General features: G+C 46.3%; 24 protein-coding genes. 21 read left to right on the top strand and 3 right to left on the bottom strand.

Annotated features, from left to right (window positions below):
* Nucleotides 1–12: 12 nt before the first annotated feature.
* Together BBA02S_RS04725 and BBA02S_RS04720 are read right to left on the bottom strand one after the other, a co-directional pair.
* Nucleotides 13–1,755: an ABC transporter ATP-binding protein gene (locus BBA02S_RS04725; protein ID WP_041113119.1), complete on the bottom strand. Its 1,743-nt coding sequence runs from the start codon at nucleotides 1,753–1,755 to the stop codon at nucleotides 13–15.
* On the bottom strand, nucleotides 1,742–2,497 hold the full coding sequence (locus BBA02S_RS04720; RefSeq protein ID WP_041113120.1) for a MerR family transcriptional regulator: 756 nt from the start codon (nucleotides 2,495–2,497) through the stop codon (nucleotides 1,742–1,744). The genes BBA02S_RS04725 and BBA02S_RS04720 overlap by 14 nt, the downstream gene beginning before the upstream one ends.
* Nucleotides 2,498–2,685: 188 nt before the next feature.
* On the opposite strand from BBA02S_RS04720, the gene BBA02S_RS04715 reads away from it, so the two are divergent.
* The 18 genes from BBA02S_RS04715 (at nucleotide 2,686) to BBA02S_RS04630 (ending at nucleotide 21,236) form a co-directional block, all read left to right on the top strand.
* The gene (locus BBA02S_RS04715; RefSeq protein ID WP_041100140.1) at nucleotides 2,686–3,873 is read left to right on the top strand and encodes an MFS transporter; all 1,188 of its coding nucleotides are present in this window, start codon (nucleotides 2,686–2,688) and stop codon (nucleotides 3,871–3,873) included.
* Nucleotides 3,874–3,930: 57 nt separating this feature from the next.
* Entirely contained in the window at nucleotides 3,931–4,485 is a 555-nt protein-coding gene (locus tag BBA02S_RS04710; RefSeq protein WP_041100142.1) for a glycerol-3-phosphate responsive antiterminator, read from the top strand.
* A gap of 220 nt (nucleotides 4,486–4,705) precedes the next feature.
* Entirely contained in the window at nucleotides 4,706–5,524 is an 819-nt protein-coding gene (locus tag BBA02S_RS04705) for an MIP/aquaporin family protein (protein ID WP_041113121.1), read from the top strand.
* Nucleotides 5,525–5,542: 18 nt separating this feature from the next.
* On the top strand, nucleotides 5,543–7,036 hold the full coding sequence (gene glpK / locus BBA02S_RS04700) for a glycerol kinase GlpK (protein WP_041113122.1): 1,494 nt from the start codon (nucleotides 5,543–5,545) through the stop codon (nucleotides 7,034–7,036).
* A 160-nt stretch (nucleotides 7,037–7,196) separates the two neighbouring features.
* On the top strand, nucleotides 7,197–8,855 hold the full coding sequence (locus tag BBA02S_RS04695) for a glycerol-3-phosphate dehydrogenase/oxidase (RefSeq protein WP_041100148.1): 1,659 nt from the start codon (nucleotides 7,197–7,199) through the stop codon (nucleotides 8,853–8,855).
* A 143-nt stretch (nucleotides 8,856–8,998) separates the two neighbouring features.
* On the top strand, nucleotides 8,999–9,943 hold the full coding sequence (gene miaA, locus BBA02S_RS04690) for a tRNA (adenosine(37)-N6)-dimethylallyltransferase MiaA (RefSeq protein ID WP_041113123.1): 945 nt from the start codon (nucleotides 8,999–9,001) through the stop codon (nucleotides 9,941–9,943).
* A gap of 37 nt (nucleotides 9,944–9,980) precedes the next feature.
* Nucleotides 9,981–10,214, top strand: a complete 234-nt coding sequence (hfq, locus tag BBA02S_RS04685) for an RNA chaperone Hfq (RefSeq protein ID WP_041100152.1) — start codon at nucleotides 9,981–9,983, stop codon at nucleotides 10,212–10,214.
* A 166-nt stretch (nucleotides 10,215–10,380) separates the two neighbouring features.
* Nucleotides 10,381–11,322: a stage V sporulation protein K gene (gene spoVK, locus BBA02S_RS04680; protein ID WP_041100348.1), complete on the top strand. Its 942-nt coding sequence runs from the start codon at nucleotides 10,381–10,383 to the stop codon at nucleotides 11,320–11,322.
* 165 nt (nucleotides 11,323–11,487) lie between these two features.
* On the top strand, nucleotides 11,488–12,126 hold the full coding sequence (locus BBA02S_RS04675) for a TetR/AcrR family transcriptional regulator (protein ID WP_041100154.1): 639 nt from the start codon (nucleotides 11,488–11,490) through the stop codon (nucleotides 12,124–12,126).
* 72 nt (nucleotides 12,127–12,198) lie between these two features.
* A complete protein-coding gene (locus tag BBA02S_RS04670; protein WP_041100156.1) occupies nucleotides 12,199–13,341 on the top strand; it encodes an acyl-CoA dehydrogenase in 1,143 nt (380 codons plus the stop codon).
* 32 nt (nucleotides 13,342–13,373) lie between these two features.
* Entirely contained in the window at nucleotides 13,374–14,999 is a 1,626-nt protein-coding gene (locus tag BBA02S_RS04665) for an AMP-binding protein (protein ID WP_041100350.1), read from the top strand.
* Between the two features lie 19 nt (nucleotides 15,000–15,018).
* Nucleotides 15,019–16,377, top strand: a complete 1,359-nt coding sequence (locus tag BBA02S_RS04660) for an acetyl-CoA carboxylase biotin carboxylase subunit (RefSeq protein WP_041100158.1) — start codon at nucleotides 15,019–15,021, stop codon at nucleotides 16,375–16,377.
* Nucleotides 16,378–16,390: 13 nt separating this feature from the next.
* The gene (locus BBA02S_RS04655) at nucleotides 16,391–16,603 is read left to right on the top strand and encodes an acetyl-CoA carboxylase biotin carboxyl carrier protein subunit (protein ID WP_082028222.1); all 213 of its coding nucleotides are present in this window, start codon (nucleotides 16,391–16,393) and stop codon (nucleotides 16,601–16,603) included.
* Between the two features lie 12 nt (nucleotides 16,604–16,615).
* Nucleotides 16,616–17,524 carry a hydroxymethylglutaryl-CoA lyase gene (locus tag BBA02S_RS04650; RefSeq protein ID WP_041100160.1) on the top strand — a complete coding sequence of 303 codons (909 nt, stop codon included), beginning with the start codon at nucleotides 16,616–16,618 and terminating at the stop codon, nucleotides 17,522–17,524.
* A gap of 5 nt (nucleotides 17,525–17,529) precedes the next feature.
* On the top strand, nucleotides 17,530–18,312 hold the full coding sequence (locus BBA02S_RS04645; protein ID WP_041113197.1) for an enoyl-CoA hydratase: 783 nt from the start codon (nucleotides 17,530–17,532) through the stop codon (nucleotides 18,310–18,312).
* 10 nt (nucleotides 18,313–18,322) lie between these two features.
* Complete coding sequence (locus tag BBA02S_RS04640; RefSeq protein WP_041113124.1) at nucleotides 18,323–19,861, top strand: acyl-CoA carboxylase subunit beta; 1,539 nt, start codon at nucleotides 18,323–18,325, stop codon at nucleotides 19,859–19,861.
* Nucleotides 19,862–19,879: 18 nt separating this feature from the next.
* Nucleotides 19,880–20,569: a CoA transferase subunit A gene (locus tag BBA02S_RS04635; protein ID WP_041113125.1), complete on the top strand. Its 690-nt coding sequence runs from the start codon at nucleotides 19,880–19,882 to the stop codon at nucleotides 20,567–20,569.
* Between the two features lie 13 nt (nucleotides 20,570–20,582).
* Entirely contained in the window at nucleotides 20,583–21,236 is a 654-nt protein-coding gene (locus tag BBA02S_RS04630; RefSeq protein ID WP_041113126.1) for a CoA transferase subunit B, read from the top strand.
* A 66-nt stretch (nucleotides 21,237–21,302) separates the two neighbouring features.
* On the opposite strand, the gene BBA02S_RS04625 is transcribed toward BBA02S_RS04630, so the two are convergent.
* Nucleotides 21,303–21,911 (bottom strand): trimeric intracellular cation channel family protein, encoded by a 609-nt coding sequence (locus BBA02S_RS04625; RefSeq protein ID WP_041113127.1) that lies wholly within the window; start codon nucleotides 21,909–21,911, stop codon nucleotides 21,303–21,305.
* Between the two features lie 196 nt (nucleotides 21,912–22,107).
* On the opposite strand from BBA02S_RS04625, the gene hflX reads away from it, so the two are divergent.
* The 3 genes from hflX (at nucleotide 22,108) to BBA02S_RS04610 (ending at nucleotide 25,242) form a co-directional block, all read left to right on the top strand.
* The gene (hflX, locus tag BBA02S_RS04620) at nucleotides 22,108–23,349 is read left to right on the top strand and encodes a GTPase HflX (RefSeq protein WP_041100356.1); all 1,242 of its coding nucleotides are present in this window, start codon (nucleotides 22,108–22,110) and stop codon (nucleotides 23,347–23,349) included.
* An 18-nt stretch (nucleotides 23,350–23,367) separates the two neighbouring features.
* Complete coding sequence (locus BBA02S_RS04615) at nucleotides 23,368–24,630, top strand: methionine gamma-lyase family protein (RefSeq protein WP_041100170.1); 1,263 nt, start codon at nucleotides 23,368–23,370, stop codon at nucleotides 24,628–24,630.
* 210 nt (nucleotides 24,631–24,840) lie between these two features.
* Nucleotides 24,841–25,242 carry a MerR family transcriptional regulator gene (locus tag BBA02S_RS04610; protein WP_041100172.1) on the top strand — a complete coding sequence of 134 codons (402 nt, stop codon included), beginning with the start codon at nucleotides 24,841–24,843 and terminating at the stop codon, nucleotides 25,240–25,242.
* The last annotated feature ends 3 nt before the right edge of the window (nucleotides 25,243–25,245 follow it).

Genomic DNA, 25,245 nt, shown 5'->3' with positions numbered 1-25,245 from the left:
CCTTTTTTGTATTCAGGAGGTTAATTGCTGGCGTGCTAATTTTTGGTAGAGCGGATGACCGGCAAAAAGGGCTTCATGTGTGCCAACCCCTGTCACCTTTCCTTTTTCAATGATGACAATCTGATCGGCGTTCACGATAGTGGACAGGCGATGGGCAATCACAAGAGTGGTCCGGCCGGCCATTAATTGCTCGAGCGCCTCCTGAACGAGCCGCTCAGAATCGCTGTCCAGGTTGGAGGTTGCTTCGTCGAGCAGCAAAATTTGCGGATTGCGCATAAAAGCTCGGGCAATAGCAAGGCGCTGCCGCTGTCCGCCTGATAATTTTATTCCGCGTTCGCCAACCTCTGTGTCATACCGGTCGGGAAGCTTCTCGATAAATTCAGCAGCATTTGCCAGCTTAGCGGCTTCTTCCACTTCTTCATCTGTTGGTGTCCTGTCTATTCCATAACAAATGTTATCGCGGATCGTTCCCGACATAATCGGGCTTTCCTGGGAAACGTAGCTGATGGCTGTCCGCCATGAATGAAGGTTAAATTCACGGATGGATTGCTCTCCTAGATAAATGTCGCCATCAGCTGGTTCATAAAAGCGCTCCAGCAAGGCAAAGAGGGTCGTTTTGCCGCTGCCGCTCGGACCGGCGAAGGCCGTTGTTTTTCCAGCCGGAATCTGGAGGTTAATATCCTCCAACACAGCCTGGTTTTCATTGTAGCGAAACGTGAGATTGCGAATGAAAAGATCCTGAGCCGGATTAACTACAGACGACCCTTCTTCTTCTGATTCCTGTTCAAGTGACAAAATGGACTGAATTCTTTCAGTGGCTCCCATCGCTTTTTGGAAAGCTGTGAAAAAAGCCGCCATTTGGCTGAAAGGAATAACGATTTGAAACATGTAAATAATGATGGCTACGAGGGAGCCGGCGGTGAGGGAGCCGGCTGCTACCCGCACGCCGCCATAACCGATTAAGATAACGAGAACAATCATCATAATCACCGTCATGAAAGGAGAGATGACGGCTTGAATCCGCGCTTCCTTCAGGCCGTACCGGAAAAGCTCCTGAATGCGCCGGCCGCCTTTTTCTCCTTCCGCTTTTTCCGCACTGTAGGCCTTCACGAGCCGGATATCAGCAAGAACTCTGCCAAGATCAGCTGAAAAGCCCGCCATTTCTGTTTGTGTGTCTTTGGAGATACGGTACATTTTGCGGCCGAGCGGCATGATAATCAGAATAGAAACAGGAGCGGCCAGCAGCATAACAATGGTCATTTTCCAGTCAATGAAAAGTAAAATAACAACCGCGCCGGCAATAGAAATGATTCCAGTTACAAAGGAAACAAGGTGCTGAACGATCAACGTTTTGACCGTATTCGTATCTTGTGTCAGCCGGCTCATCGTTTCTCCGGATTCATGCTGATCAAAATAAGAGACAGGAAGCGCCAGTACTTGCCCCCATAACTGCTTGCGTATGGAAGAAACCACTGCTTCTCCGATGTAGCTCATTAAGTAATAGGAAAAGCCGCCCGAGATAGTTTGGGCAAGAAAGCTGCCGGCGAGAAAGAGGATGACGGACAGCTGCAGCTGGCTCGCAGCGAGCTGATCCACAAGATCCTTTGTAAACAAAGGCACAATCAGCCCGGCAACCGTCTCGATTATGCTTAGTAAGATAGCTGTGGCAATGATCCACTTCGGCAAGCTTGATTTTGTAAATAAGCGGATGAACGGCTTCCATTGCTGCCAATCTGCTTGATTAGTTTTTTCCAATTTGTATCCCTTCCTTTTCCATATAATGATTGACCGCTTGCTTTAGCCATTGTTCCTCTTCCGGAGTAAAAGGGTAGGGGAAGAGCCAGGGATCTTCTTCAAGATCTGCTGCCGGGATTTGTTCTAACAGCGGCAGCTCATCACCGACTATTTCCATGGCAAATTCCATTAATTCAGCTACTAATTTGCCAACCTCGCTGCTTGTCGGATCGATACCGATAGCCTCCTTTAGGCGCGAAAATAAATGCATCGATTTTTTCTCGATCGTTTCCTGTTCACTTTTCAGTCTATCAAACAGCGCATTGATGCGGGGCTCTGGCATAAAAGCGGCGAACCAGCGTTTGTGGCTTTTTTCCATGTGCACATTGTTAATCATGGAAATAAATATATCCGTGTGCAAAGCCCCGCCTGTCTCGATTTGCTCAATAGCAAGATTGAGCAGCCGGATAGAGTCATTTAATTGCTCACGCTTTTTTTCCATCATATCACGCTGAAAGATCAAAGAGTCCTTTTCATTCCAGGAATCTTTATTGATAAAATCGGCCGTTTCTTCAAGAGAGAACCCTAAAAACTTCAAGGAAACAATTTTTTGAAGTGTGTGCACGTGGCTTTCCAAGTAGTACCGGTGTCCTCCTTCTGTCCGTTGAGCGGTCAGGATGCCAATCTCATCATAGTATTGCAGTGTTCTTGCTGTCAGGCCGCTCATTTTCTTAAATTGGCCGATTGTGTAATGTTTTTCCATTGTGCTCCCTCCATTTGTTCGTTAGCTTCATTCTAAAACATCACGTTACGTGATGTGCAAGTTAAAAAAATAAGGCAAAACAGTTTTGCCGCTTCCTCTCTATACGAGCCAAGCGAAATAGCCTAATATAGACAAAGAGAGAAATTTTAGATGCAGCGCAAGGACATAAGAGGTGAGTAAGAGTTATTATGGCTAATACAGGAGAACGGTTTCGGTTAGGTGTACTTGTCAGTGTGGTGGCCATCTCTGGATTTAGCCAAGGGATGCTGCTGCCGCTGATTGCAGTGTTATTTGAACAGGAAGGCATGCCAGCTTCGCTGAATGGATTAAATGCGACTGGTTTGTATATCGGTATATTGCTTGTTTCGCCGTTTATGGAAAGACCTCTGCGGCAATTTGGCTACAAGCCCGTAATTATCGGAGGCGGCCTGCTGGTGATTGCTGCTTTGTTTGCTTTTCCTTTGTGGAAATCATTCTGGTTTTGGTTTATTTTACGTCTCTTGATCGGAATCGGCGATCATGCGCTTCATTTCGGCACGCAAACATGGATTACGACTTTTTCTTCTCCTGAGCGGCGCGGGAGGAATATTTCGCTTTACGGCCTCTTTTTCGGCTTGGGATTTGCTGCTGGTCCATTGATGACAGGGCTCATCCATTACGGTGAAGCTCTGCCGTTTATCCTTTCGGCGGTTCTTTGTTTAGTTTGCTGGGTCTTTTTATTTTTCCTTAAAAATGATTTTCCGGAGCAGCAGGTGGAGACCAATTCAATGTGGGAAACAATGAAACGGTTTAGGGAAGCTTTCCGCTATGGGTGGCTCGCTTTTTTGCCAACGTTTGCTTACGGATTTTTGGAGACGTCCTTTAATGGAATTTATCCGATCTACGGTGTGCGAACCGGCTTGTCTGTTCAAGAAATTTCCATCATTTTAATGTCATTCGCAATTGGCGGTATCGTCTTCCAATTTCCATTAGGCATGATGAGCGATAAATACGGAAGAAAGAGGATATTATCCATCGTCTTATTATCTGGAACGTTATTGTTTTTTAGTGCCGCGCTCATTGATCAGATGTATCCCTTGCTATTAATGTGCATATTTCTCGCAGGGATGCTGGTCGGTTCTACTTTTAGCTTGGGCATTAGCTTTATGACCGATTTGATGCCAAGACCCTTGCTGCCAACGGGGAATCTCTTGTGCGGCATGGCCTTCAGCATCGGCAGCCTGACTGGTCCTTACTTAGGTGGGCTTGCTTTGCAGCTGTTTCAGGCGGTCAGCTTTTTTGCTGTTATCAGCTCCATTTTCGGCCTCGTAACGATCATCTTTTTCTTATATGGAGGGAAGCCTTTAAAGAAGGAAAAAATGCTCCCGCTCAGCTAATGACAGACAACTTTTCGTTTAGCCAAAAAGAGAATTAGAATAAAAGGGGTGCAGCCGATGAATTTTCACGGCCAAAAAATATTGCCGGCAGTTCGGACAATGAAAGATTTTGATAAAATGCTTGAAACTCCGTTTGAGTATGGAGTGTTTTTAGATTTGCATGTCGGCATGGTCAAGAGTGTATTTGACTATGCCCGGCAGCATGGAAAAAAGATGTTTTTGCATCTGGATTTAATCCACGGTTTGACAAGCGATGAATATGCAGCTGAATTCATTGCACAATATGTAAAACCGTATGGGATTATTTCCACAAAGGGAAACGCCATCGTCAGGGCAAAGCAAAAAGGGCTTCTGGCCACACAGCGGGCCTTTATTATCGATTCAAGCGCCCTGGAGCGCAGCATTAAATTAATTGAGCGGACCGATCCCGACTATATTGAGGTACTGCCGGGGGTAGTGCCCAAGGTCATTAAAGAGCTGCATGAAAAAACTAAAAAACCGATTTTCGCGGGCGGGCTGATCGAAACGAGAGAAGAAGTGGAAGAGGCGCTGGAAGCCGGGGCCTGTGCCATTACAACTTCTGACCGGGAACTGTGGAAATTATATTATTAATAAATAATGTATGGTAAATTAGTTGACGGCGCTTTCAAAACGTATTATCTTAAGGATAAGTTAATAATTTGTGATGGAGAACAAAGAGATTCACAACACACGCAATTTTTGCGGCTGTTTGTTGTGGATCTTTTTGTTTTTTTTTGCTTTAAGGGCTCTGTTCATCTGACAAGGCACTCTTGGATAGTACTTATTTCACGGAGAAAGGGAGTAAAAAAGAATGACACCATTTTGGGGAGAGCTGTTCGGAACAGCTTTGTTAATTGTATTTGGAGCCGGGGTTTGTGCAAATGTGAATTTGAAAAAGTCGTTTGCTTTTGCTTCCGGATGGATGGTGATTGCTTGGGGATGGGGGCTGGCTGTTGCGATGGCTGTGTATGCTGTGGGCCAATTTAGCGGCGCTCATTTAAACCCTGCCGTCACGCTGGCCTTAGCTTTTGCCGGCGATTTTGCCTGGGGAGACGTTGCTCCTTACATTGCTGCACAAATGATCGGGGCGATCATCGGCGCAGCCGTTGTTTACTTGCACTTTCTGCCTCATTGGAAAGCGACGGATGACCCGGGAGCCAAGCTGGGTGTGTTTGCTACCGGGCCGGCAATTAAGCATACCTTTTCCAACTTGTTAAGTGAAATCATTGGGACTTTTATTTTGACGGTTGGAATATTATCGATTGGAGCCAATGAATTTACAGAAGGACTGAATCCATTTATCGTAGGGTTATTAATTGTGGCTATCGGCTTATCTTTAGGCGGAACGACTGGTTATGCCATTAATCCTGCGCGTGATCTCGGCCCGCGTATCGCTCACTTCTTGCTCCCGATTGCCGGCAAAGGCGGTTCGAATTGGCAATATGCCTGGATACCTGTTGTCGGCCCGCTGCTTGGCGGTTCACTGGGCGGCTTGTTTTACCGGGCTTTCTTTACCGGAGATATTGTACCGGCATTCTGGGGAGTGTTAGCTGTTACTTTTGTTGTTTTACTCGTTATACTGATGATGGGGAAGAAAAACCATACAGCTTCAAACGAAGCAGATGCTTGATAAAGGGAGGAGAAAGGAATGGAACAGTTTATTTTATCGCTTGATCAAGGCACAACAAGCTCAAGAGCGATTCTTTTTAATAAAAAAGGAGAAGCGGCTTATGTAGCCCAGAAAGAGTTTACTCAGCATTTCCCGCAGCCCGGCTGGGTGGAGCATAATGCCAATGAAATATGGGGAACCATTCTGGCCTGCATTGCGACTGTATTATCTGAAAATAATATTAGCCCTGAGCAAATCGCCGGCATTGGAATTACAAACCAGCGGGAAACAACAGTTGTGTGGGATAAAGAAACCGGAAAGCCGGTTTATAATGCCATTGTGTGGCAGTCGCGGCAAACGGCCGATATTTGCAATGAACTGAAAGATCAAGGGTATGATTCATTATTCCGTGAGAAAACAGGATTGCTGATTGACGCTTATTTTTCAGGCACGAAAATCAAGTGGATTCTCGACCATGTAGAAGGTGCGCGGGAACGGGCAGAAAAGGGAGAGCTTTTATTTGGCACGATTGATACGTGGCTTATTTGGAAGCTGTCCGGCGGCAAGGTGCATGTGACCGATTACTCCAATGCCTCAAGAACGCTATTATTCAACATTCACGATTTAACGTGGGATGAAGAACTGTTAAAGATCTTAAACATTCCTACATCGATGCTTCCCGAGGTGCGGCCTTCTTCTGAAGTTTACGGCCAGACGGTCCCTTATCATTTTTTCGGCCAGGAAGTGCCCATTGCCGGTGCGGCTGGTGACCAGCAAGCCGCTTTGTTCGGCCAGGCATGTTATGAAGAAGGAATGGCAAAAAACACATATGGCACCGGCTGTTTTATGCTCATGAATACGGGTGAGAAAGCAGTGTCCTCCCGCCACGGCTTATTAACGACTATTGCCTGGGGAATAGATGGAAAGGTTGAATACGCACTTGAAGGCAGCATTTTTGTTGCAGGCTCGGCTATTCAATGGCTGCGTGACGGTTTGCGCATGGTCAAGGATGCGGCTGATACAGAAGAATATGCGACCAGTGTGGCTTCTTCCGGAGGTGTCTATGTTGTTCCGGCCTTTGTCGGGCTTGGTACGCCTTATTGGGACAGCGACGTGCGCGGAGCTGTATTCGGTTTAACAAGAGGAACATCTAAAGAGCATTTCGTCCGTGCGACGCTTGAATCGCTTGCTTATCAAACAAAAGATGTCCTGGATGCGATGGAGGCTGACTCCGGCATTTCATTAAAAACACTGCGTGTCGACGGCGGAGCGGTTAAAAACAATTTTCTGATGCAGTTCCAAAGCGATATGCTCCAAGTGCCTGTGGAACGTCCGATTATCAATGAAACCACAGCTCTTGGTGCGGCGTATCTTGCTGGACTTGCAGTAGGCTTCTGGAAAGACCGCCAAGAAATTTCTTCTAAGTGGCAAGTGGAAAAAGTCTTTAAACCGCAAATGGCGAATGAAGAACAGGCACGCTTGTACGCCGGCTGGAAAAAAGCGATAGAAGCCGCCTTAGTATTTAAAGTTTGAAATCTGAAGCCTTGTGCGATATAATGAAATTAAGTTAATAAATTGTCTGGAGAAACAGAGAGACCTGTCTTCATAGCGATGACCCATCGTTATGTTTTGGCAGGTCTCTTTTCGTTTTCTTTTAGTGAAAATGAGGTATTTAACAATTGGAGGGGACATTATGAAATTTTCAAATGTAGAGCGTGAACAATGGCTGAGCCATTTACAAAACGAAGAATTTGATCTTCTCGTTATCGGAGGCGGGATTACAGGAGCGGGGATTGCATTAGATGCGACCACGCGCGGAATGAAGGTGGCTCTTGTAGAAATGCAAGATTTTGCTGCAGGGACTTCCAGCCGCTCCACAAAACTTGTTCACGGCGGGCTGCGTTACTTGAAGCAGTTTGAGGTGAAGATGGTGGCCGAGGTCGGCAAGGAACGTGCAGTAGTATATGAAAACGGACCGCACGTGACTACACCGGAATGGATGCTTCTGCCTATGCATAAAGGCGGCACTTTTGGCAAGTTCTCGACAGGCATCGGCTTGCGCGTCTACGATTTTCTCGCCAATGTGAAAAAATCAGAGCGAAGAACGATGCTGACAGCTGACGAAACGCTTCATAAAGAGCCGCTTGTAAAAAAAGAAGGATTAGTCGGCGGCGGCTACTATGTTGAATACCGGACGGATGATGCCCGGTTAACGATAGAAGTGATGAAAAAGGCGGTTGAAAAAGGAGCCGCAGCTGTAAACTATGTAAAAGCTGAAAATTTTATTTATGAAAATCAAAAAGTGATCGGTATCGAGGCTAAAGACGTATTAACAGGAAAGACAATTGAGGTAAAAGCAAAGAAAATTGTTAACGCAGCCGGTCCATGGGTGGATAAGGTGCGCAAGAAAGACCTTTCTGTTAATAACAAACATTTGCGGCTCACCAAAGGCATCCATATTGTCATTGACCAATCAATTTTCCCGTTGAAGCAAGCGGTATATTTTGACGCTCCGGATGGCCGGATGATCTTTGCGATTCCGCGCGATGGAAAAGCATATGTGGGCACAACGGATACCTTCTATGGAGATGACAAGGACACGGCCAATCCAAAAATGCTGGAGGAAGACAGGGACTATTTATTGAAATCCATTCATTACATGTTCCCTGAGGTGAAAGTAGGACCGGCGGATGTGGAGTCCAGCTGGGCTGGTGTACGCCCGCTGATTTATGAAGAAGGCAAGGACCCTTCTGAAATATCGCGGAAAGATGAGATTTGGGAAGGAGACAGCGGTCTAATTACCATTGCCGGCGGAAAGCTGACTGGTTACCGGAAGATGGCCGAAATCGTCGTAGACCTTGTCTCTAAAAAATTGAGCGCTGAAACAGGCAGAAGCTTTAAGAGCTGCCAAACACGCCATTTGCCAATCTCGGGAGGAGATATCGGCGGAGCTGACCAGCTAGAGCCGTTTGCTCAAAAGAAAGCAAAAGAAGCATCCTCTTATGGACTTTCGGAAACGGAAGGGAAATATTTGGCTCATATGTACGGCACGAATGTTGATCGTTTGTTTGCGCTCGCTAAACAGGCGGATTCTGATCTTCTTCCTAAAGTGCTGTACGCCCAATTGCTATATGCTGTGACGGAGGAAATGGCATTGAAGCCGGTCGATTTCTTTATTCGCCGAACCGGGGCATTGTTTTTCCGCATTGATGAAGTCAAACAGTATAAAGAGCAAGTGGTTGCAGTCATGGCGGACTTGTTTGACTGGCCGTCTCCTGCAGCGGAGCAGTATTTAGCGGAACTGGACAAAGAAATCCGGGATGCACAAACCCCAATTGATATTCAAAACTAATCGAAATCCGGCTGCGGTTGGCGGCCGGATTTTTTGTTTGGCACGTATAAAAAGAAAAAAAAGGGCGAGAATGGAGTATTAGCTTTAATAACTGATTCTACGTATGGTACGATAAGAGAAAATCGGTAAAGGCAGTGAAAAGATTGCATCAGCGGGAGAAACTTATCGTGATCATTGGGCCGACAGCGGTCGGGAAAACGGCGCTAAGCATTTATTTAGCAAAGCGGTTCGGAGGAGAAATCATCAGCGGCGATTCCATGCAGGTTTATAAAGGCATGGACATTGGCACGGCCAAGGTGACCTTTGAAGAAATGGAAGGCGTTCCTCACCATTTAATCGATCTGAAAGAGCCCGATGAGACATTTTCAGCTGCTGAATTTCAACAGCTGGTCAGAGAGAAAATAACGGAAATAACCAATAAAGGCGCTTTGCCTATTATCGTCGGCGGAACAGGCCTATATGTTCAATCAGTTATTTATGATTACCAGTTTTCTGAGTCTGGGGGCAACCCCGAATTGCGTGAAAAGCTGGAAAAACAGGCTGCTCATGAGGGCAAAGAAGCGCTTTATGAACAATTAAAGCGAATTGATCCAGAAGCAGCTGCGGCCATTCATCCGAATAACGTCAGAAGAGTGATTCGTGCCCTTGAAATTTTTTATACAACTGGCAAGAAGATGTCCCAGCAGCAAAGCAGCCAGCCTAATGAATTATTATACGACACGGCGCTGATTGGGCTGACGATGGACAGGGAAATGCTTTATAGCCGAATTAATGAAAGAGTGGACCAGATGGTGGCAGCGGGTCTCCTTGAAGAGGTGAAAACCCTTTGGGATAAAGGGATTCGCAGCGGTCAAGCCGTCCAGGCTATCGGCTATAAAGAGCTGTTCAGTTATTTAAGAGGCGAGGAAACATTAGAAGCCGCCGTCGAGCAATTAAAACAAAATTCGCGGAATTATGCCAAGCGGCAGCTCACTTGGTTTCGGAATAAAATGGATGTCAACTGGTTTGACTTGTCAGATGAGGAGAAGCGTCCGGAAAAAATAAAAGAAATTTCGGGTTTTATAGCAGGAAAGCTGCATTTAAAATAGAATTAATTAAGTATAGATAGAAAGAGGAGGAAAAGATATGAAACAAGGGATTAATATCCAAGACCAATTTCTGAATCAGCTTCGAAAAGACGGAACACTCGTCACTGTATTTTTATTAAATGGATTTCAATTGCGCGGCTACATAAAAGGTTTTGATAATTTTACTGTTCTGTTTGAATCGGATGGAAAGCAGCAGCTCGTTTATAAGCACGCTATCTCTACATTTGCTCCTCAACGAAACGTACAAATTTCTTTAGAAGATCAAGAATAAAATGTTCTTTAAACGCGTACAGTCCCCTGTACGCGTTTTTTATATGCAGAAAGACGTATGTTTGCCTGCGGCCTGAATAGACTGTAAAGAGGGAAATTATTTCTTGGGAAAGCGCAAAAAAAGACAATATGCGACGGCCTCCGTCAAGCTTGGTGGGGTGATAGAGATGAAGCAGCCGATCCGTATGAAAGATAACGGACAAATTAATGTTGTGCTGCACACCAAAAATGACCGCATCCAGCAGCCAGTCTCTGAAGAGCGGCCTTATATGTGGTCCAGTTCTTCTGAGCATGCGGTATTGAAGAAGGTAGAAAGTGAACTGGATGCGTTAGTAGGACTAGAAGAATTAAAGAAAATGATCCGGGAAATTTATGCTTGGATCTTCATAAGTAAAAAAAGGGAAGAAAAAGGATTGAAAGCCGGAAAACAAGTGCTGCACATGATGTTTAAAGGAAATCCGGGAACTGGAAAAACAACAGCTGCCCGCATTATCGGAAAGTTATTTTTTGAAATGAAAGTTTTATCGAAAGGCCATCTAATAGAGGCAGAGCGCGCTGATCTCGTCGGTGAATATATTGGGCATACGGCTCAAAAAACGAGAGATTTAATTAAGAAGGCGATGGGCGGCATTTTATTTATCGATGAAGCTTACTCACTCGGACGGGGAGGGGAAAAAGACTTCGGAAAAGAAGCGATCGATACGCTTGTTAAGCATATGGAAGACAAGCAAAATGATTTTATTTTAATATTAGCGGGATATCCGAGGGAGATGAACCACTTTTTTACGCTGAATCCCGGATTGGAGTCCCGCTTTCCGCTCGTTTTTCAATTTCCGGATTACCGCCCTGAGCAGTTGATGTCGATTGCTGAAAAAATGGCGGCGGAAAAAGAATACAGATTCAGCAAAGAAGCAAAAATGAAACTGCGCGAGCACTTTGCCCATGTCCGGGAAGGAAGCCAGCAGACCTTCTCCAATGGCAGGTATGTACGCAACTTGATTGAAAAAGCCACTCGTGCCCAGGCGGTCCGATTGCTGAATGAGAACAACTATAAATATGAAGAGTTAATGCTGATTGATTCGCGGGATATTCAATTAAACGAACGGTAAGAAAGAGATTTGTCTGATGCAAAACCGCCGTTTTCTCCGGCGGTTTTGTTGTTGATAAAACAAGACTTCAGACAAAAAAATCGAATAAATTATTTTTTATTTTCTGACAAAATAATTGTCAATCCAGTTTTTGTTATGATACTATCTAAGCAAAGGTGATAAAACATGAAAAAAAAACCATTAAAAGAGAGAATTCTAGAGACATCATTGGTGATGTTTGAAAAGCATGGGTACCATGGAGTGACTGTCGACCAGATTGTGGCCGAATGCGGTACTTCTAAGGGGGGGTTTTACCACAACTTTAAGTCAAAAGACGAACTGCTGTACCACATTCATGATATTTTTATTTCGTATGTGCTTGATCGTGCAAAACAGGCATATGCTGATTACAGCACACCTGTTTCCCGGCTGTGCGCGGTTATTTTATCATTTACAAAAGTATTTGATTTATATAAGCCGCACATTACTGTTTTCTATCAGGAAAGCACCTATCTAAAGGGAGATTTTCAGGAGAAAATCAATGAGAAGAGAGATGAATACCGCAAGATCATCTTACAGATTATCCAAGAGGGGCAAAAAAGCGGCGATTTTCGGCCGGAAGTGTCAGCGGAGATTACGACAATGGCGATTATCGGCATGGTAAACTGGACATATAAATGGTTCAAGAAAGAAGGAGAGCTGTCCATCGAAGAGATTGGCGGCATATTCAACGACCTGCTTGTCCATGCGCTCGTCACAAAACAGGGGATGGAACACCAAGATATTCAAGCCTATTTACTAAACAGCCAGCCGGTTAACAATTAAACTGGCTTTTATAAAAGCTCATAGAGACCGACTAGTCTGTCTCAAACCAATGGAAAACAAGGGGGACTTCACATGAATTTTGAATTAACGAAAGAGCAGCAAATGTTAAAGGATATGGTCAGAAGCTTTGCCGAAAAAGAGATTAAGCCATACGCTCAGGAGCTGGATAAAACATCAGGCTTTAACGAACAGGCCTTTAAAAAGATGGGGGAGCTCGGGCTTCTTGGCATTCCTTTTCCAGAAGAGTACGGAGGATCTGGCGGTGACACGGTTTCTTATGCGATTGCAGTAGAGGAAATTGGCAAAGCCTGCGGCGGCACAGGGCTCAGCTACGCAGCGGCCATCAGCCTGGGGGCCAGCCCGATTTTTTATTTCGGAACTGAAGAGCAAAAGCAGGAATGGCTTGTGCCGATGGCGAAAGGAGAAACATTAGGTTCTTTTGGATTAACTGAACCGAATGCCGGATCGGATGCCGGCGGTACAAGAACAAAAGCTGTGCTGGACGGTGATGAATATGTGATTAATGGCGAGAAATGCTGGATTACAAATGCCGGTTTTGCACGGCAAATTATTGTAACCGCTGTCACGGGCAAGAAGGATAACGGCAGAAGCATTATTTCGGCTATTATTGTGCCTGCGGATGCGCCGGGAGTGACCATTTCCTGCAACTACGACAAAATGGGGGTCCGCGCGTCGAATACGTGTGAAATTGTTTTAGAAAATGTCCGTGTGCCGAAAGAAAATCTTCTTGGAGACAGTCAAAAAGGCTTCAGCCAGTTTTTATACACCCTTGACGGCGGACGGATTTCTATTGCCGCCTTAGCCGTGGGAATTGCACAAGCTGCATTGGAAAAAGCTCTTCAATATGCAAAAGAACGTGTGCAGTTCGGCCAGTCGATTTCTAAATTCCAAGCGATTCAATTCAAGCTGGCGGACATGGCGACAGAAGTGGAATTAGCCCGGAATCTTGTACACAAATCCGCTTGGCTGAAGGATCAAGGAAAGCCGTTTGGCAAGGAAGCAGCGATGGCTAAGCTGTTTGCCTCAGAAACGAGCTTTCGTGCGAGCAACCAGGCAATCCAAATTCATGGCGGTTATGGCTATATGAAGGAATATGACGTAGAAAGATTTTTGCGCGATGCGAAATTACTGGAAATCGGGGAAGGAACATCGGAAATTCAGCGCCTAGTAATTGCGCGTCATCTCGGCTGCTAAAAGATAAGAGGGGGAAGGGTGCAATGAGCGAATTGATCCAAGAAACAGTCGGAGGACTATTAGCGAAAAGAGCCAAACAACTTCCGCAACATGAAGCACTTGTCTATCCAGATCGCAATCTCCGGTACACATACAGCGAATTTGATCGGCTATGCCGGAAAGCTGCCCGCGGTTTAATGGCGCTTGACATTGATAAAGGCGAACACATAGCTGTTTGGGCGACAAATGTGCCTGAATGGGTGACCCTGCAATTTGCCACGGGAAAAATGGGCGCCGTTTTAGTAACGGTCAATACGAACTACCGAGCCGCTGAACTTGAGTATTTGCTGCAGCAGTCAGAGAGCCAGACGCTCGTTTTGATTGAAGATTACCGCGGAAATTCATATATCGATACGATCTATGAAATTTGTCCAGAGCTCTATTCATCTGAACCTGGGAAACTATCATCGAAACGGCTGCCTCTGCTGAAAAACGTGGTGGTGTTAAGTGAGAAAACATACAGCGGCACCTACAATTGGGCGGATATTTTAGAACTGGCTGAACGAGTGACCGAGGAGCAGCTGGATGCGCGGACAGCCGAGCTCGAACCGGATGAAGTCATTAATATGCAGTATACATCCGGAACGACCGGTTTCCCGAAAGGCGTCATGCTGACACACAGCAACTTGATTAACAATGCTTTTCATATTGCCGGCTGCATGGAGTTAACAGAGCAAGACCGCCTTTGTATTCCTGTCCCGTTTTTTCATTGTTTCGGATGCGTGATCGGAACAATGGCCTGCGTTACTGTCGGAGCCACGATGGTGCCGGTGCAGGAGTTTGATCCGGAAGCAGTGCTGACAACAGTGGAAGCGGAAAAATGCACGGCTTTGCATGGGGTGCCGACGATGTTTATTGCGGAGCTTAATCACCCGAATTTCTCAAACTATGATTTATCGAGCCTTCGTACCGGTGTAATGGCAGGCTCTAACTGTCCGGTAGAGGTCATGAAGGCTGTCATGAATATGATGAATATGGAGGAAATCACCATTTGTTACGGCCAAACGGAGTCCTCGCCGGTGATTACACAGACAAGGACGAATGATCCGGTAGAGCTGCGCGTCGAAACAGTGGGGAGGGCGCTGCCGGACGTGGAAGTCAAAATTGTAGAACCTGGTTCATCAAGGGAGCTTCCGCCCAACAGGCAGGGGGAGCTGTGTACGAGGGGCTACCATGTCATGAAGGGATATTACAACAACCTCGAGGCTACAAAAGAAGCGATTGATGAAGAAGGATGGCTTCACACGGGGGATCTCGCCGTGATGGATGAGAATGGATATATCCGGGTGACAGGCCGTTTAAAAGATATGATTATCCGCGGCGGCGAAAATATTTATCCGCGCGAGATTGAAGAATTCCTGTATACTCACCCAAAAATATTGGATGCACAAGTCATAGGAGTGCCGGATGAAAAATACGGGGAGGAATTAATAGCCTGGATTATCCTCAAGGAGGGAGAAACAGCTTCTGCGGATGAAATTAAAGACTACTTTAAGGACAAAATTTCCCGCCACAAAATCCCGAAACATATTCGGTTTACAAAGGAGTATCCGATGACAGCCTCTGGAAAAATCCAAAAGTTTAAATTGCGTGAACAATCGATGAGCTTATTGAAGTAAAACGGAGGGAGCGATCCAGTTGTTTTCTAAAATATTAATTGCTAACCGCGGCGAAATTGCCTCGCGTATTATTCGTACATGTAAACAGATGGGAGTAAAAACGGTAGCGGTTTATTCCGAGGCAGATGAGAACGCTTTGTTTGTCCGGGAGGCAGACGAAGCGTACTGCATCGGCAAGCCCCAGGTGAATCTCAGTTATTTAAACGCTGATGAAATGATACGCATCGCTAAGAAAAGCGGGGCAGAGGCTGTTCACCCGGGCTATGGCTTATTGTCAGAGAATGCGTCTTTTGCGCAAAAGTGCTTGGATGAGGGGCTGGCCTTTATTGGTCCTGCGCCGGCGATTCTAGCTGCGATGGGCAGCAAAATTGAAGCGCGGAAAACAATGAAGCAGGCAGGTGTTCCGATTATTGAAGGGATCAACGTTGCTCTCCAGGATGAAGAGGAGGCAAAAGCAGCAGCGGAGTCTGTCGGCTACCCGCTTATGCTGAAGGCGTCAGCAGGCGGCGGCGGTATTGGAATGCAGCTGGTTCATTCCGAAGAAGAACTGGTGAAGGCTTTTGCAGGCAACAAAAAAAGAGCAGAATCATTCTTTGGCAACGGCGATATGTTTTTGGAAAAGTATATTCAAGAGCCTCACCATGTGGAAGTACAGATACTTGCAGATAGCCATGGCCATATCATCCCTCTCTGGGAGCGGGAATGCTCGATTCAGCGCCGCAACCAGAAAGTAGTAGAAGAGGCTGTCTCACCATTTATCAGTGAAGAAACGAGAACGAAAATGCTGGATGCCGCAGTAAAGGCAGCCCATCATATTGACTATACGAATGCAGGAACGATTGAGTTTTTAGTTGATAAAGAAGAAAACTTTTATTTTCTTGAAATGAACACCCGCCTGCAGGTGGAACATCCAGTCACAGAGGAAATCACCGGCCTTGATCTTGTAGAACAGCAACTAAAAGTGGCAGCCGGCGAGAAGCTGCAATTGACACGCGAGGAAGTAAAGCGCAGCGGGCATGCAATTGAAGTGCGCATTTATGCAGAGGATCCGAAAACGTTCTTCCCTTCACCGGGACAAATTACTGCGCTGGAGTTGCCGGAAGGGGAAGGAATCCGCCATGAATGTGCGGTTGAATCAGGCTCCGCCGTTACCCCTTTTTATGATCCGATGATCGGCAAGCTGATTGCGTGGGGACCGACAAGGGAGGAAGCGTGCCGCCGCATGCAAAAAGCGTTGGATGAATATAAAATTGAAGGCATTAAAACGAATTTGCCGATGCTGAGAAAAGTCATCAGCCATCAGCAGTTTTTAGCAGGGATCACAACGACTGATTTTGTGAACCAATATTATTTGCCGGAATTAACAACAACGAATTAAAGGAGAGATAGCCGTGGCAACAGTACAAGCGAGTATGGCAGGAAACGTATGGAAAGTTCTTGTAGCGGAAGGGGAAGAAGTGAAAGCGGGCCAGGATGTCGTCATTTTAGAATCTATGAAAATGGAAATTCCTATTGCCGCTGAGGAAGACGGCACCGTTCAAAAAATCCATGTGAGTGAAGGAGATTTTGTCAACGAAGCGGATCGCCTCGTTGATGTGGAATAGGAGGAACATCCCTTGAAACTTCCTGAAAAAGTGATCATTAAAGAGGTAGGGCCCCGCGATGGTTTGCAAAATGAACCGCATCAAGTGAGTACAGAAAATAAGGCAGCTTGGATCGACCGGCTTTCAGAAAGCGGGCTGTCCTATATTGAAGTCACTTCTTTTGTTCATCCAAAATGGATTCCGCAGCTGGCAGATGCTGCGGAGGTTCTCTCTTCCATCCAGAGAAAGCCGGGCATTACATATGCAGCCCTCGTTCCGAATAGGCACGGATTGCGAAGAGCGCTTGACGCGGGTGTAGATGAAGTCAGCGTATTCATGTCAGCCAGCGAGTCACATAACAAAAACAATATTAACAAGTCCATTGCCGAAACGCTGCCGGTGCTGAAAGAAGTAGTAACCGAGGCGAAAGCGTCTGGAAAAACAGTGCGCGGATATTTATCGACCGTTATTGCCTGTCCGTATGAAGGTGCTATCTCGCCTGAACAAGTTAGAGAGATTAGCGCCCGGTTGTTTGATATGGGAATTGATGAATTGTCGCTCGGCGAAACGATTGGCGTTGCTGTACCTCCGGATGTAGAGCGCTTGCTGGAGGTATTGATTCCTGAATTTTCTAATGACCGTCTTGCTATGCATTTTCATGACACAAGAGGCACGGCTCTGGCGAACATTTCAAAATCTCTTGAAATGGGCATTCATACGTTTGACAGCTCTTTAGGAGGATTAGGCGGCTGTCCGTATGCCAAGGGTGCCTCCGGTAATGTAGCGACCGAGGATTTACTCTACATGCTCCAGGCGATGGGCATTGAAACAGGGATTCAAATGGAGCGTTTGCTTGAGGCCGGAGAGCTGATGGAATCCTTGCTTGGAAGATCGTTAACGAGCAGGCAACTGGAACTATACCGCAAAGCAGAGAGAGGGTGAAGCATGTGGGTGAAACGGTTCAATTAAAAAAGCTGGAGCAAGGGATTGCCGTCTTGACACTCAACCGTCCACAGGCCGCTAATTCCTTATCCAAAGAGCTTTTATACGACCTTCACGACGCTCTTTACAATATGAAGAATGATCCGAAAATCCGTGTGGTGATCTTGACGGGGGCGGGTGAAAAAGCGTTTTGCGCAGGTGCCGATTTAAAAGAAAGAAAGGGAATGGACGAGGCGCAGGTGCGGCACATTGTCGGCTTGATTGGTTCAGTGATCAATGAAGTAGAAGCATTGCCGCAGCCAGTCATCGCCGCTATCAACGGGGCGGCTTTTGGAGGAGGGCTTGAGCTTGCCTTAGCTTGTGATATCCGAATTGCAGCCAGCCATGCAAAATTGGGATTAACCGAAACCTCGCTCGCAATTATTCCGGGAGCCGGCGGCACCCAAAGACTGCCGCGGCTGATTGGAGTTGGAAAAGCCAAGGAATTGATTTTTACCGCCCGGCGGATTACCTCTAATCAGGCGGAACAAATTGGTCTTGTGGAACATATTGCCTCTCCGGAAAGCTTGCTGGAAACGGCTGTTCATTTGGCGAAGGAGATGGCCGTGAATGCGCCGCTTGCATTGTTCCAGGCAAAAACGGCAGTTAACCACGGAATGCAGACCGACATTGCAACAGGTTTGCAAATTGAAAAGCTGGCGTATAACACACTTATTCCGACAGAGGATAGGCTTGAAGGACTGCAAGCATTTGCAGAGAAGCGGACACCAACATACAGAGGAAAGTGAGGAGACAGCAATGAACGAAACGGGAGTAAAAACAGACTACCAAGAAAAGCTGGAATCGGTCTTAACGGGCGGACAGGAGAAATATCATGAGAAAAACAAGGAGCAGGGCAAGCTGTTCGTCCGGAACCGTCTGCAGCTGCTTTTTGATAATGGGCTAGAGGCAGAAGACGGATTATTTGCCAACGTGCTTGCCGGGGATTTGCCGGCAGATGGCGTTGTAACGGGCGTTGGAAAAATAAATGGGCGCACAGTATGTGTGATGGCCAATGATTCAACAGTGAAAGCAGGATCGTGGGGCAAGAGAACGGTAGAAAAAATTATCCGTATCCAAGAGACAGCGGAAAAGCTGCGGTGCCCGATGCTTTATCTTGTCGATTCAGCGGGAGCCAGGATTACCGATCAGCTGGAAATGTTTCCGGGACGCAGAGGAGCCGGCCGCATTTTTTATAATCAGGTGAAATTATCCGGAAAAGTGCCGCAAGTTTGTCTGTTATTTGGACCTTCCGCTGCCGGGGGAGCCTATATTCCTGCTTTTTGTGACATTGTGGTCATGGTGGAGGGCAATGCTTCCATGTATCTCGGATCGCCGCGCATGGCGGAAATGGTTATTGGCGAAAAAGTAACGCTTGAACAAATGGGCGGCGCGAAAATGCACTGCTCAGTTTCCGGCTGCGGGGATGTGCTTGCTAAGACAGAAGAAGAAGCGATTGAATATGCGAAAAAATATTTAACTTATTTTCCTGATAACTACACAGGGAAACCGTCTCCTCAAGAGCCCAAAATGCCGGCTGCTTTTGAAAAATCAATCGAAGAGCTTATTCCCAAAAATCAAAATGCCCCGTTCGATATGCATCAGTTGATTGAACGCTTGGTCGACGAAGATAGTTTCTGTGAAATTAAGAAATTATTTGCCGCTGAACTGATTACCGGGCTGGGCCGGATCAACGGACAGCCGGTCGGCATTATCGCCAACCAGCCTCGCGTAAAAGGGGGAGTGCTGTTTCATGATTCGGCTGATAAAGCGGCTAAGTTTATTAGCTTGTGTGACGCGTTCCATATTCCGCTCTTATTCTTGGCCGATGTGCCGGGCTTTATGATTGGCACCAATGTCGAAAAGGCCGGAATTATCCGTCATGGAGCCAAAATGATTTTTGCCATGAGTGAGGCGACAGTGCCTAAGCTGACCGTCATTGTCCGTAAGGCCTATGGGGCTGGTTTGTATGCCATGGCTGGTCCGGCATTTGAGCCGGATTGCTGCTTGGCGCTGCCGACAGCGCAAATTGCGGTAATGGGGCCGGAAGCTGCAGTTAATGCCGTTTATGCAAATAAGATTGCTTCATTGCCAGAGGAAGAACGCGCCGCCTTTATCAATGAAAAAAGAGAAGAATATCGGCAAGACATTGACATTTATCGCCTAGCCTCTGAGTTAATCATTGACGGTGTAGTGGAACCGAACCGGCTTCGCGAGGAACTTTCCGCCCGGCTCGATGTCTATATGTCTAAGTATATGGTGTTCACTGATCGTAAACATGGAGTAAATCCTGTTTAATAAAAGGAGGGAAACGGGATGAAAACAATCTACACGAGCTTTCAGGAAGCGGTGTCCGGCATTAAAGACGGAATGACGGTGATGGTTGGCGGCTTTGGTTTATGCGGAATACCTGAAAACCTGATTAAAGCGCTTGCTGACTCTGGAGTGAAGGACTTAACGATCATTTCCAATAACTGTGGAGTAGATGACTGGGGGCTTGGGCTGTTATTAAGGAATAAACAGATTAAAAAAATCGTTGGTTCCTATGTTGGAGAAAATAAAGAGTTTGAGCGGCAAATGCTTGCAGGAGAAATAGAAGTAGAATTAACGCCTCAAGGGACGCTGGCGGAGAAAATCCGGGCTGGCGGTGCCGGCATCCCGGCTTTTTATACACCAGCCGGCGTGAGAACCCCTATTGCTGAAGGAAAGGAAGTACGGGAGTTTAACGGAAAAGAGTATTTGCTTGAGGAAGCTTTAACTGCCGATTTCAGTTTAGTGAGAGCTTGGAAGGCAGATAAGAAAGGCAACCTTCTTTATAATAAAACTGCCCGAAACTTTAATCCGATGATTGCGGCTGCCGGAAAAGTGACGATCGCGGAAGCAGAGGAGATTGTGGAAACCGGAGAGCTCAAACCGGATCATATTCATACACCAGGCATTTACGTGCAGGCCTTGATTCAGGGAGATCAGGAAAAACGAATTGAACGAAAAACCACTCGCCAATAAAGGAGGGATATGGATGGATACAAGAGAGAAGATTGCAAGGCGTGCAGAAAAGGAGATTGCAAGCGGCGATTACGTGAATTTAGGCATTGGAATGCCGACATTAGTTGCTAACTTTATTTCGGAAAACAAAGAAGTCGTACTGCAGTCAGAAAACGGTCTGCTTGGCATAGGTCCCTATCCGAAGGAAGAAGAAGTAGATGCCGATTTAATCAACGCCGGAAAAGAGACAGTAACAGCGATCTCCGGAGCGGCTTACTTTGATAGTTCTGAATCCTTTGCGATGATCCGCGGCGGCCATATTGATGTGGCTATTTTGGGCGGTATGGAGGTTTCCCAAAGCGGTGATTTGGCTAACTGGATGATTCCCGGAAAAATGGTCAAAGGAATGGGAGGAGCCATGGATCTTGTTCATGGTGCCCGAAAAACGATTGTGATTATGGATCATGTGAATAAGCATGGCCAATCTAAAATTTTAAAAGAGTGCCAGCTTCCTTTAACCGGCAAAGGAGTCGTTCAGCGCATTATAACAGACAGAGCAGTTATGGATGTCACGCCAGCCGGCCTGAAGCTTATGGAGGTGGCCGAAGGATATTCGGTAGAGGAAATTCTTGAATGCACGGAAGCGGAACTGACTGTTTCAGAAAGCGTACAGCTGAATGCTTTTTGATAAAGAAAAAGGGCTGTTCCGAAAGGTCATGAAAAATGACTTTTCGGGACGGTCCCTTTTTCTCATTTATTGATGAAGTTCCCTCTTTGGCAGCTTCCATTTTAATTTATAAGATAATACCCGGAGAACGGTAATCGCTATAAAAAGTATGATCAACTCAACGGGTGCAGTTGTGATGCTCAGTCCGATGAGCAGGCCTGCCAGTGCAGCCCACAGACCGTAAATTTCATTATGCAAAAGAGCAGGCTTCCTGCCCGCCAGCAGGTCACGCACAAGTCCGCCGCCGCTGCCGGTCAGGACTGCCGCTACGATGACGGCGCTGATCGGATGATTCATGCCGACTGCATACAAAGCACCTTGCACGGCAAAAGCGGATAAACCGATCGCATCAAAGAAGTTTCCCCATACCGGCCAGTGCTTAAGCATATTATGCGGAAAAAGAATAGTCGCCGTAATCGATAAGAGGGCGATCTGGAAAAAGTCTCCTTGCTCCCATAAAGCGGAAACAGGTACCCCGATTAATAAGTTGCGGATAGCTCCGCCGCCAAAAGCCGTAATCATGCCTAATATATATATTCCAAATACATCGTAATCTTCTTCCATTGCCACAATCGCTCCGGAAATAGCAAATGCGATTGTGCCGATAACTGTAAAAATATCCCAAGTAAATTCCACAGAAGTTCCCCCTTACGAAAGTGTTCCCGGCAATTTATTATAGTATTGGAATGGCTAAAGAACCAGCTTATCTTTTCAGAAGAGGAAAAAAATTTGTTTTTATTAGTGAATGCCCGGCAATTCGTATTTTAGTCTGGTTTTTGGTAAGATGGATGGAAGAAAATGATAAAGGAAAGAAGGAAACTAATTGACAAAAATGGAGAAAGAGAAAGTGATCCTTGCCGGGTGTCAGTTGACCGATGATACCGAACAATTTTTATATTCCATGCAAGAATTAAAATCATTGATAGAAACGGCGCAAGGCGAATCGTTAGCGATGATCACACAAAAGAGAGAGCGCATTCATCCGGGCACCTACATCGGCAAAGGAAAAGTGGAAGAGTTAAAAAGGCTGGAAGAGGAGCTGGAGCCGGATCTGATTATTTTCAATGGCGAGCTGTCTCCGAGCCAAATCAGAAATTTATCTGCGGAATTTTCGGCTAGAGTGATTGACCGGACACAATTAATCCTTGATATTTTTGCTCGGCGCGCCCGTTCAAGAGAGGGACAGCTGCAGGTGGAGCTTGCCCAGCTGCAATACTTGCTGCCGCGGCTCTCCGGACAAGGAACTGCCCTTTCCCGTCTTGGCGGAGGTATTGGAACGAGGGGACCGGGCGAAACAAAGCTGGAAAGCGACCGGCGCCATATTCGCCGGCGCATTGATGAAATTAAGCGGCAGCTGCATACAATCGTCCATCATCGTGAACGGTATCGAAGCCGGCGCAAAAAGAACCGGGCGTTTCAAATTGCGCTTGTCGGCTATACAAATGCCGGAAAGTCTACCTTGTTTAACAGGTTAACGGCGGCTGATTCATTGGAGGAAAACCAGTTATTTGCCACGCTTGATCCTTTAACACGCAAATTGGTTTTGCCGAGCGGCTATCAAGCGATTTTAACTGATACGGTAGGTTTTATTCAAGACTTGCCGACAACGCTGGTCGCTGCCTTCCGCTCTACACTTGAAGAGGTGAGTGAAGCCGATTTGCTGCTGCACGTTGTGGATAGTGCAAACCCTGATTTGATGCAGCATCAAGAGACAGTGCGAAGCCTGCTGGAGCAATTAGAAATGGATCATTTGCCTGAACTGACAGTGTATAATAAGAGGGATATCCAGCATGAAGAGTTTGTTCCTTCCTCCGCTTCTGCAAACATCTTGATCAGTGCGGTGAATGAAGCGGATCGCTTAAAGCTGAAGGAAGTAATCGAAAGGATGATCAGGGAGCAGATGACTTCGTATAACGGGCGAATTCCGGCTTCTGCCGGCAAACTGCTCGCCCAGCTAAAAACAGAAACGATTGTAGACTCCATCTTATTCGATGAAGAAGAGCAAGTGTACCGAGTGAAAGGATTTGCCTTTAAGGATCATCCGATTGCTGGGGAAATTAGTAAATACATATAATGTAAAGGGAGAGCAGGTATGTTTGAATTATTAACACAAGGACAAACTATTCAGCCAATTGCCGAGGAGGCTGAAGCGCAAATTGCCGAAGTGCATCGCAAGATCGAAAAAACGGCTGAATTCAATCAATTCCGTGTGCTGGAAAGCTTCAAAAAGCATCGGGTAAGCGAATTTCATTTCACCCCTTCGACCGGCTACGGTTATGATGACACCGGCCGTGATACGCTTGAAAACATTTATGCCGACGTATTCGGCGGAGAAGCGGCCCTCGTCCGCCCGCAGATTATTTCGGGTACACATGCCATTTCCATTGCTTTATTTGGCATATTGCGTCCAGGTGATGAACTGCTTTATATTACGGGTGATCCGTATGATACGCTGGAAGAAATTGTCGGAATCTCCGGCAAGGGAACGGGGTCGCTCAAGGAATTTGGCATTTCCTACCGCAGTGTTCCGCTGGGGGCGAGCGGCCGGCCGGATTACGCTGCCATTGAGGCAGCCATTCAGCCGAATACGAAGATGATCGGCATTCAGCGCTCGAAAGGCTATGCTGTCCGGCCTTCATTCACGATGACGGATATAGAAGAAATGATTCAGTTTGTAAAGAAAGTAAAAAGTGACGTGATTGTCTTTGTTGACAATTGCTACGGGGAGTTCACAGAAGAGAAGGAGCCTTGTCATGTTGGCGCTGATTTGATGGCAGGTTCATTAATTAAAAACCCAGGAGGCGGTCTTGCCAAAACCGGCGGCTACATAGCAGGAAAAGCCGATTATGTGGAAAGTTGTTCTTACCGGATGACCTCCCCGGGGATTGGAGCAGAGGCGGGCGCCAGCCTCTACAGCTTGCAAGAGATGTATCAGGGCTTCTTCCTCGCCCCTCACGTTGTAGGCGAAAGTTTAAAGGGAGCGGTTTTCACTGCTGCGATGCTTGAAAAAATGGGCATGAATACGACTCCGAAATGGCATGAAAAAAGAACAGACCTTATCCAGGCGGTTCAGTTTGACGACCGGGAGAAGATGATTGCTTTTTGCCAGGCCATTCAGCAGGCTTCCCCGGTTAATTCCCATGTGACGCCTTATCCTAGCTACATGCCGGGCTATGAAGACGATGTCATTATGGCTGCAGGAACATTTGTTCAGGGGGCGAGTATCGAGCTCTCTGCTGATGGTCCGCTGCGCCCGCCGTTTGCTGCCTATGTGCAGGGGGGCCTCACTTATTCACATGTAAAAATTGCTGTATGTTATGCGCTAAATCATTTAATTGAGAAAAAGCTATTGTAAGAACGAGGCTGCAAAAACACTTTATGTTTTTGCAGCTTTTTTTATGGTTATAGAAAAATGCTTGTGTTGTCCTTATTTGTCTGCAAAGAAAAGCAGATAGGAGCGAAATTCATTTTGTGAAAATTTTTCATGTAAGAAAACCTAACATGGGTTTGACATATAAGTTGACGGGGTATAAAATAAAGGACATGAAGAAAGGAGGAATCATTGATGAACAGCAAAATCAGGCGTTCTATGCCGCTATTCCCGATAGGAACGGTCATGAAACTAACCGATTTATCAGCCAGGCAAATACGCTACTATGAAGAACATCAACTGATTCGTCCCGAACGGACTGCAGGCAATCGCCGGCTCTTTTCTTTATATGATATTGATCGTTTGCTTGAAATTAAGGATCTGCTCGATGAAGGAATTAACATGGCAGGAATCAAAAAGATCTTATTGAAGGAAGATGAGAGCGTACATAATCCGTTAAAAGCCGAGTTAGAGCAAGATAAAAAAGTTTCTACAGACGAAGAAGTCAGAAGGTTGTTGCGCAAGGAATTTATTAATGCCGGTCGCTTTTACCGAAACGATCTCCCATCCGGAGACCGATTTCGTTATTTTCATTAAAAT

It is taken from the genome of Bacillus badius NBRC 15713 (assembly GCF_001591605.1).
Classification (GTDB): Bacteria; Bacillota; Bacilli; order Bacillales; family Domibacillaceae; genus Pseudobacillus; species Pseudobacillus badius.
This window is presented reverse-complemented; position numbering and strand designations above follow the sequence as displayed.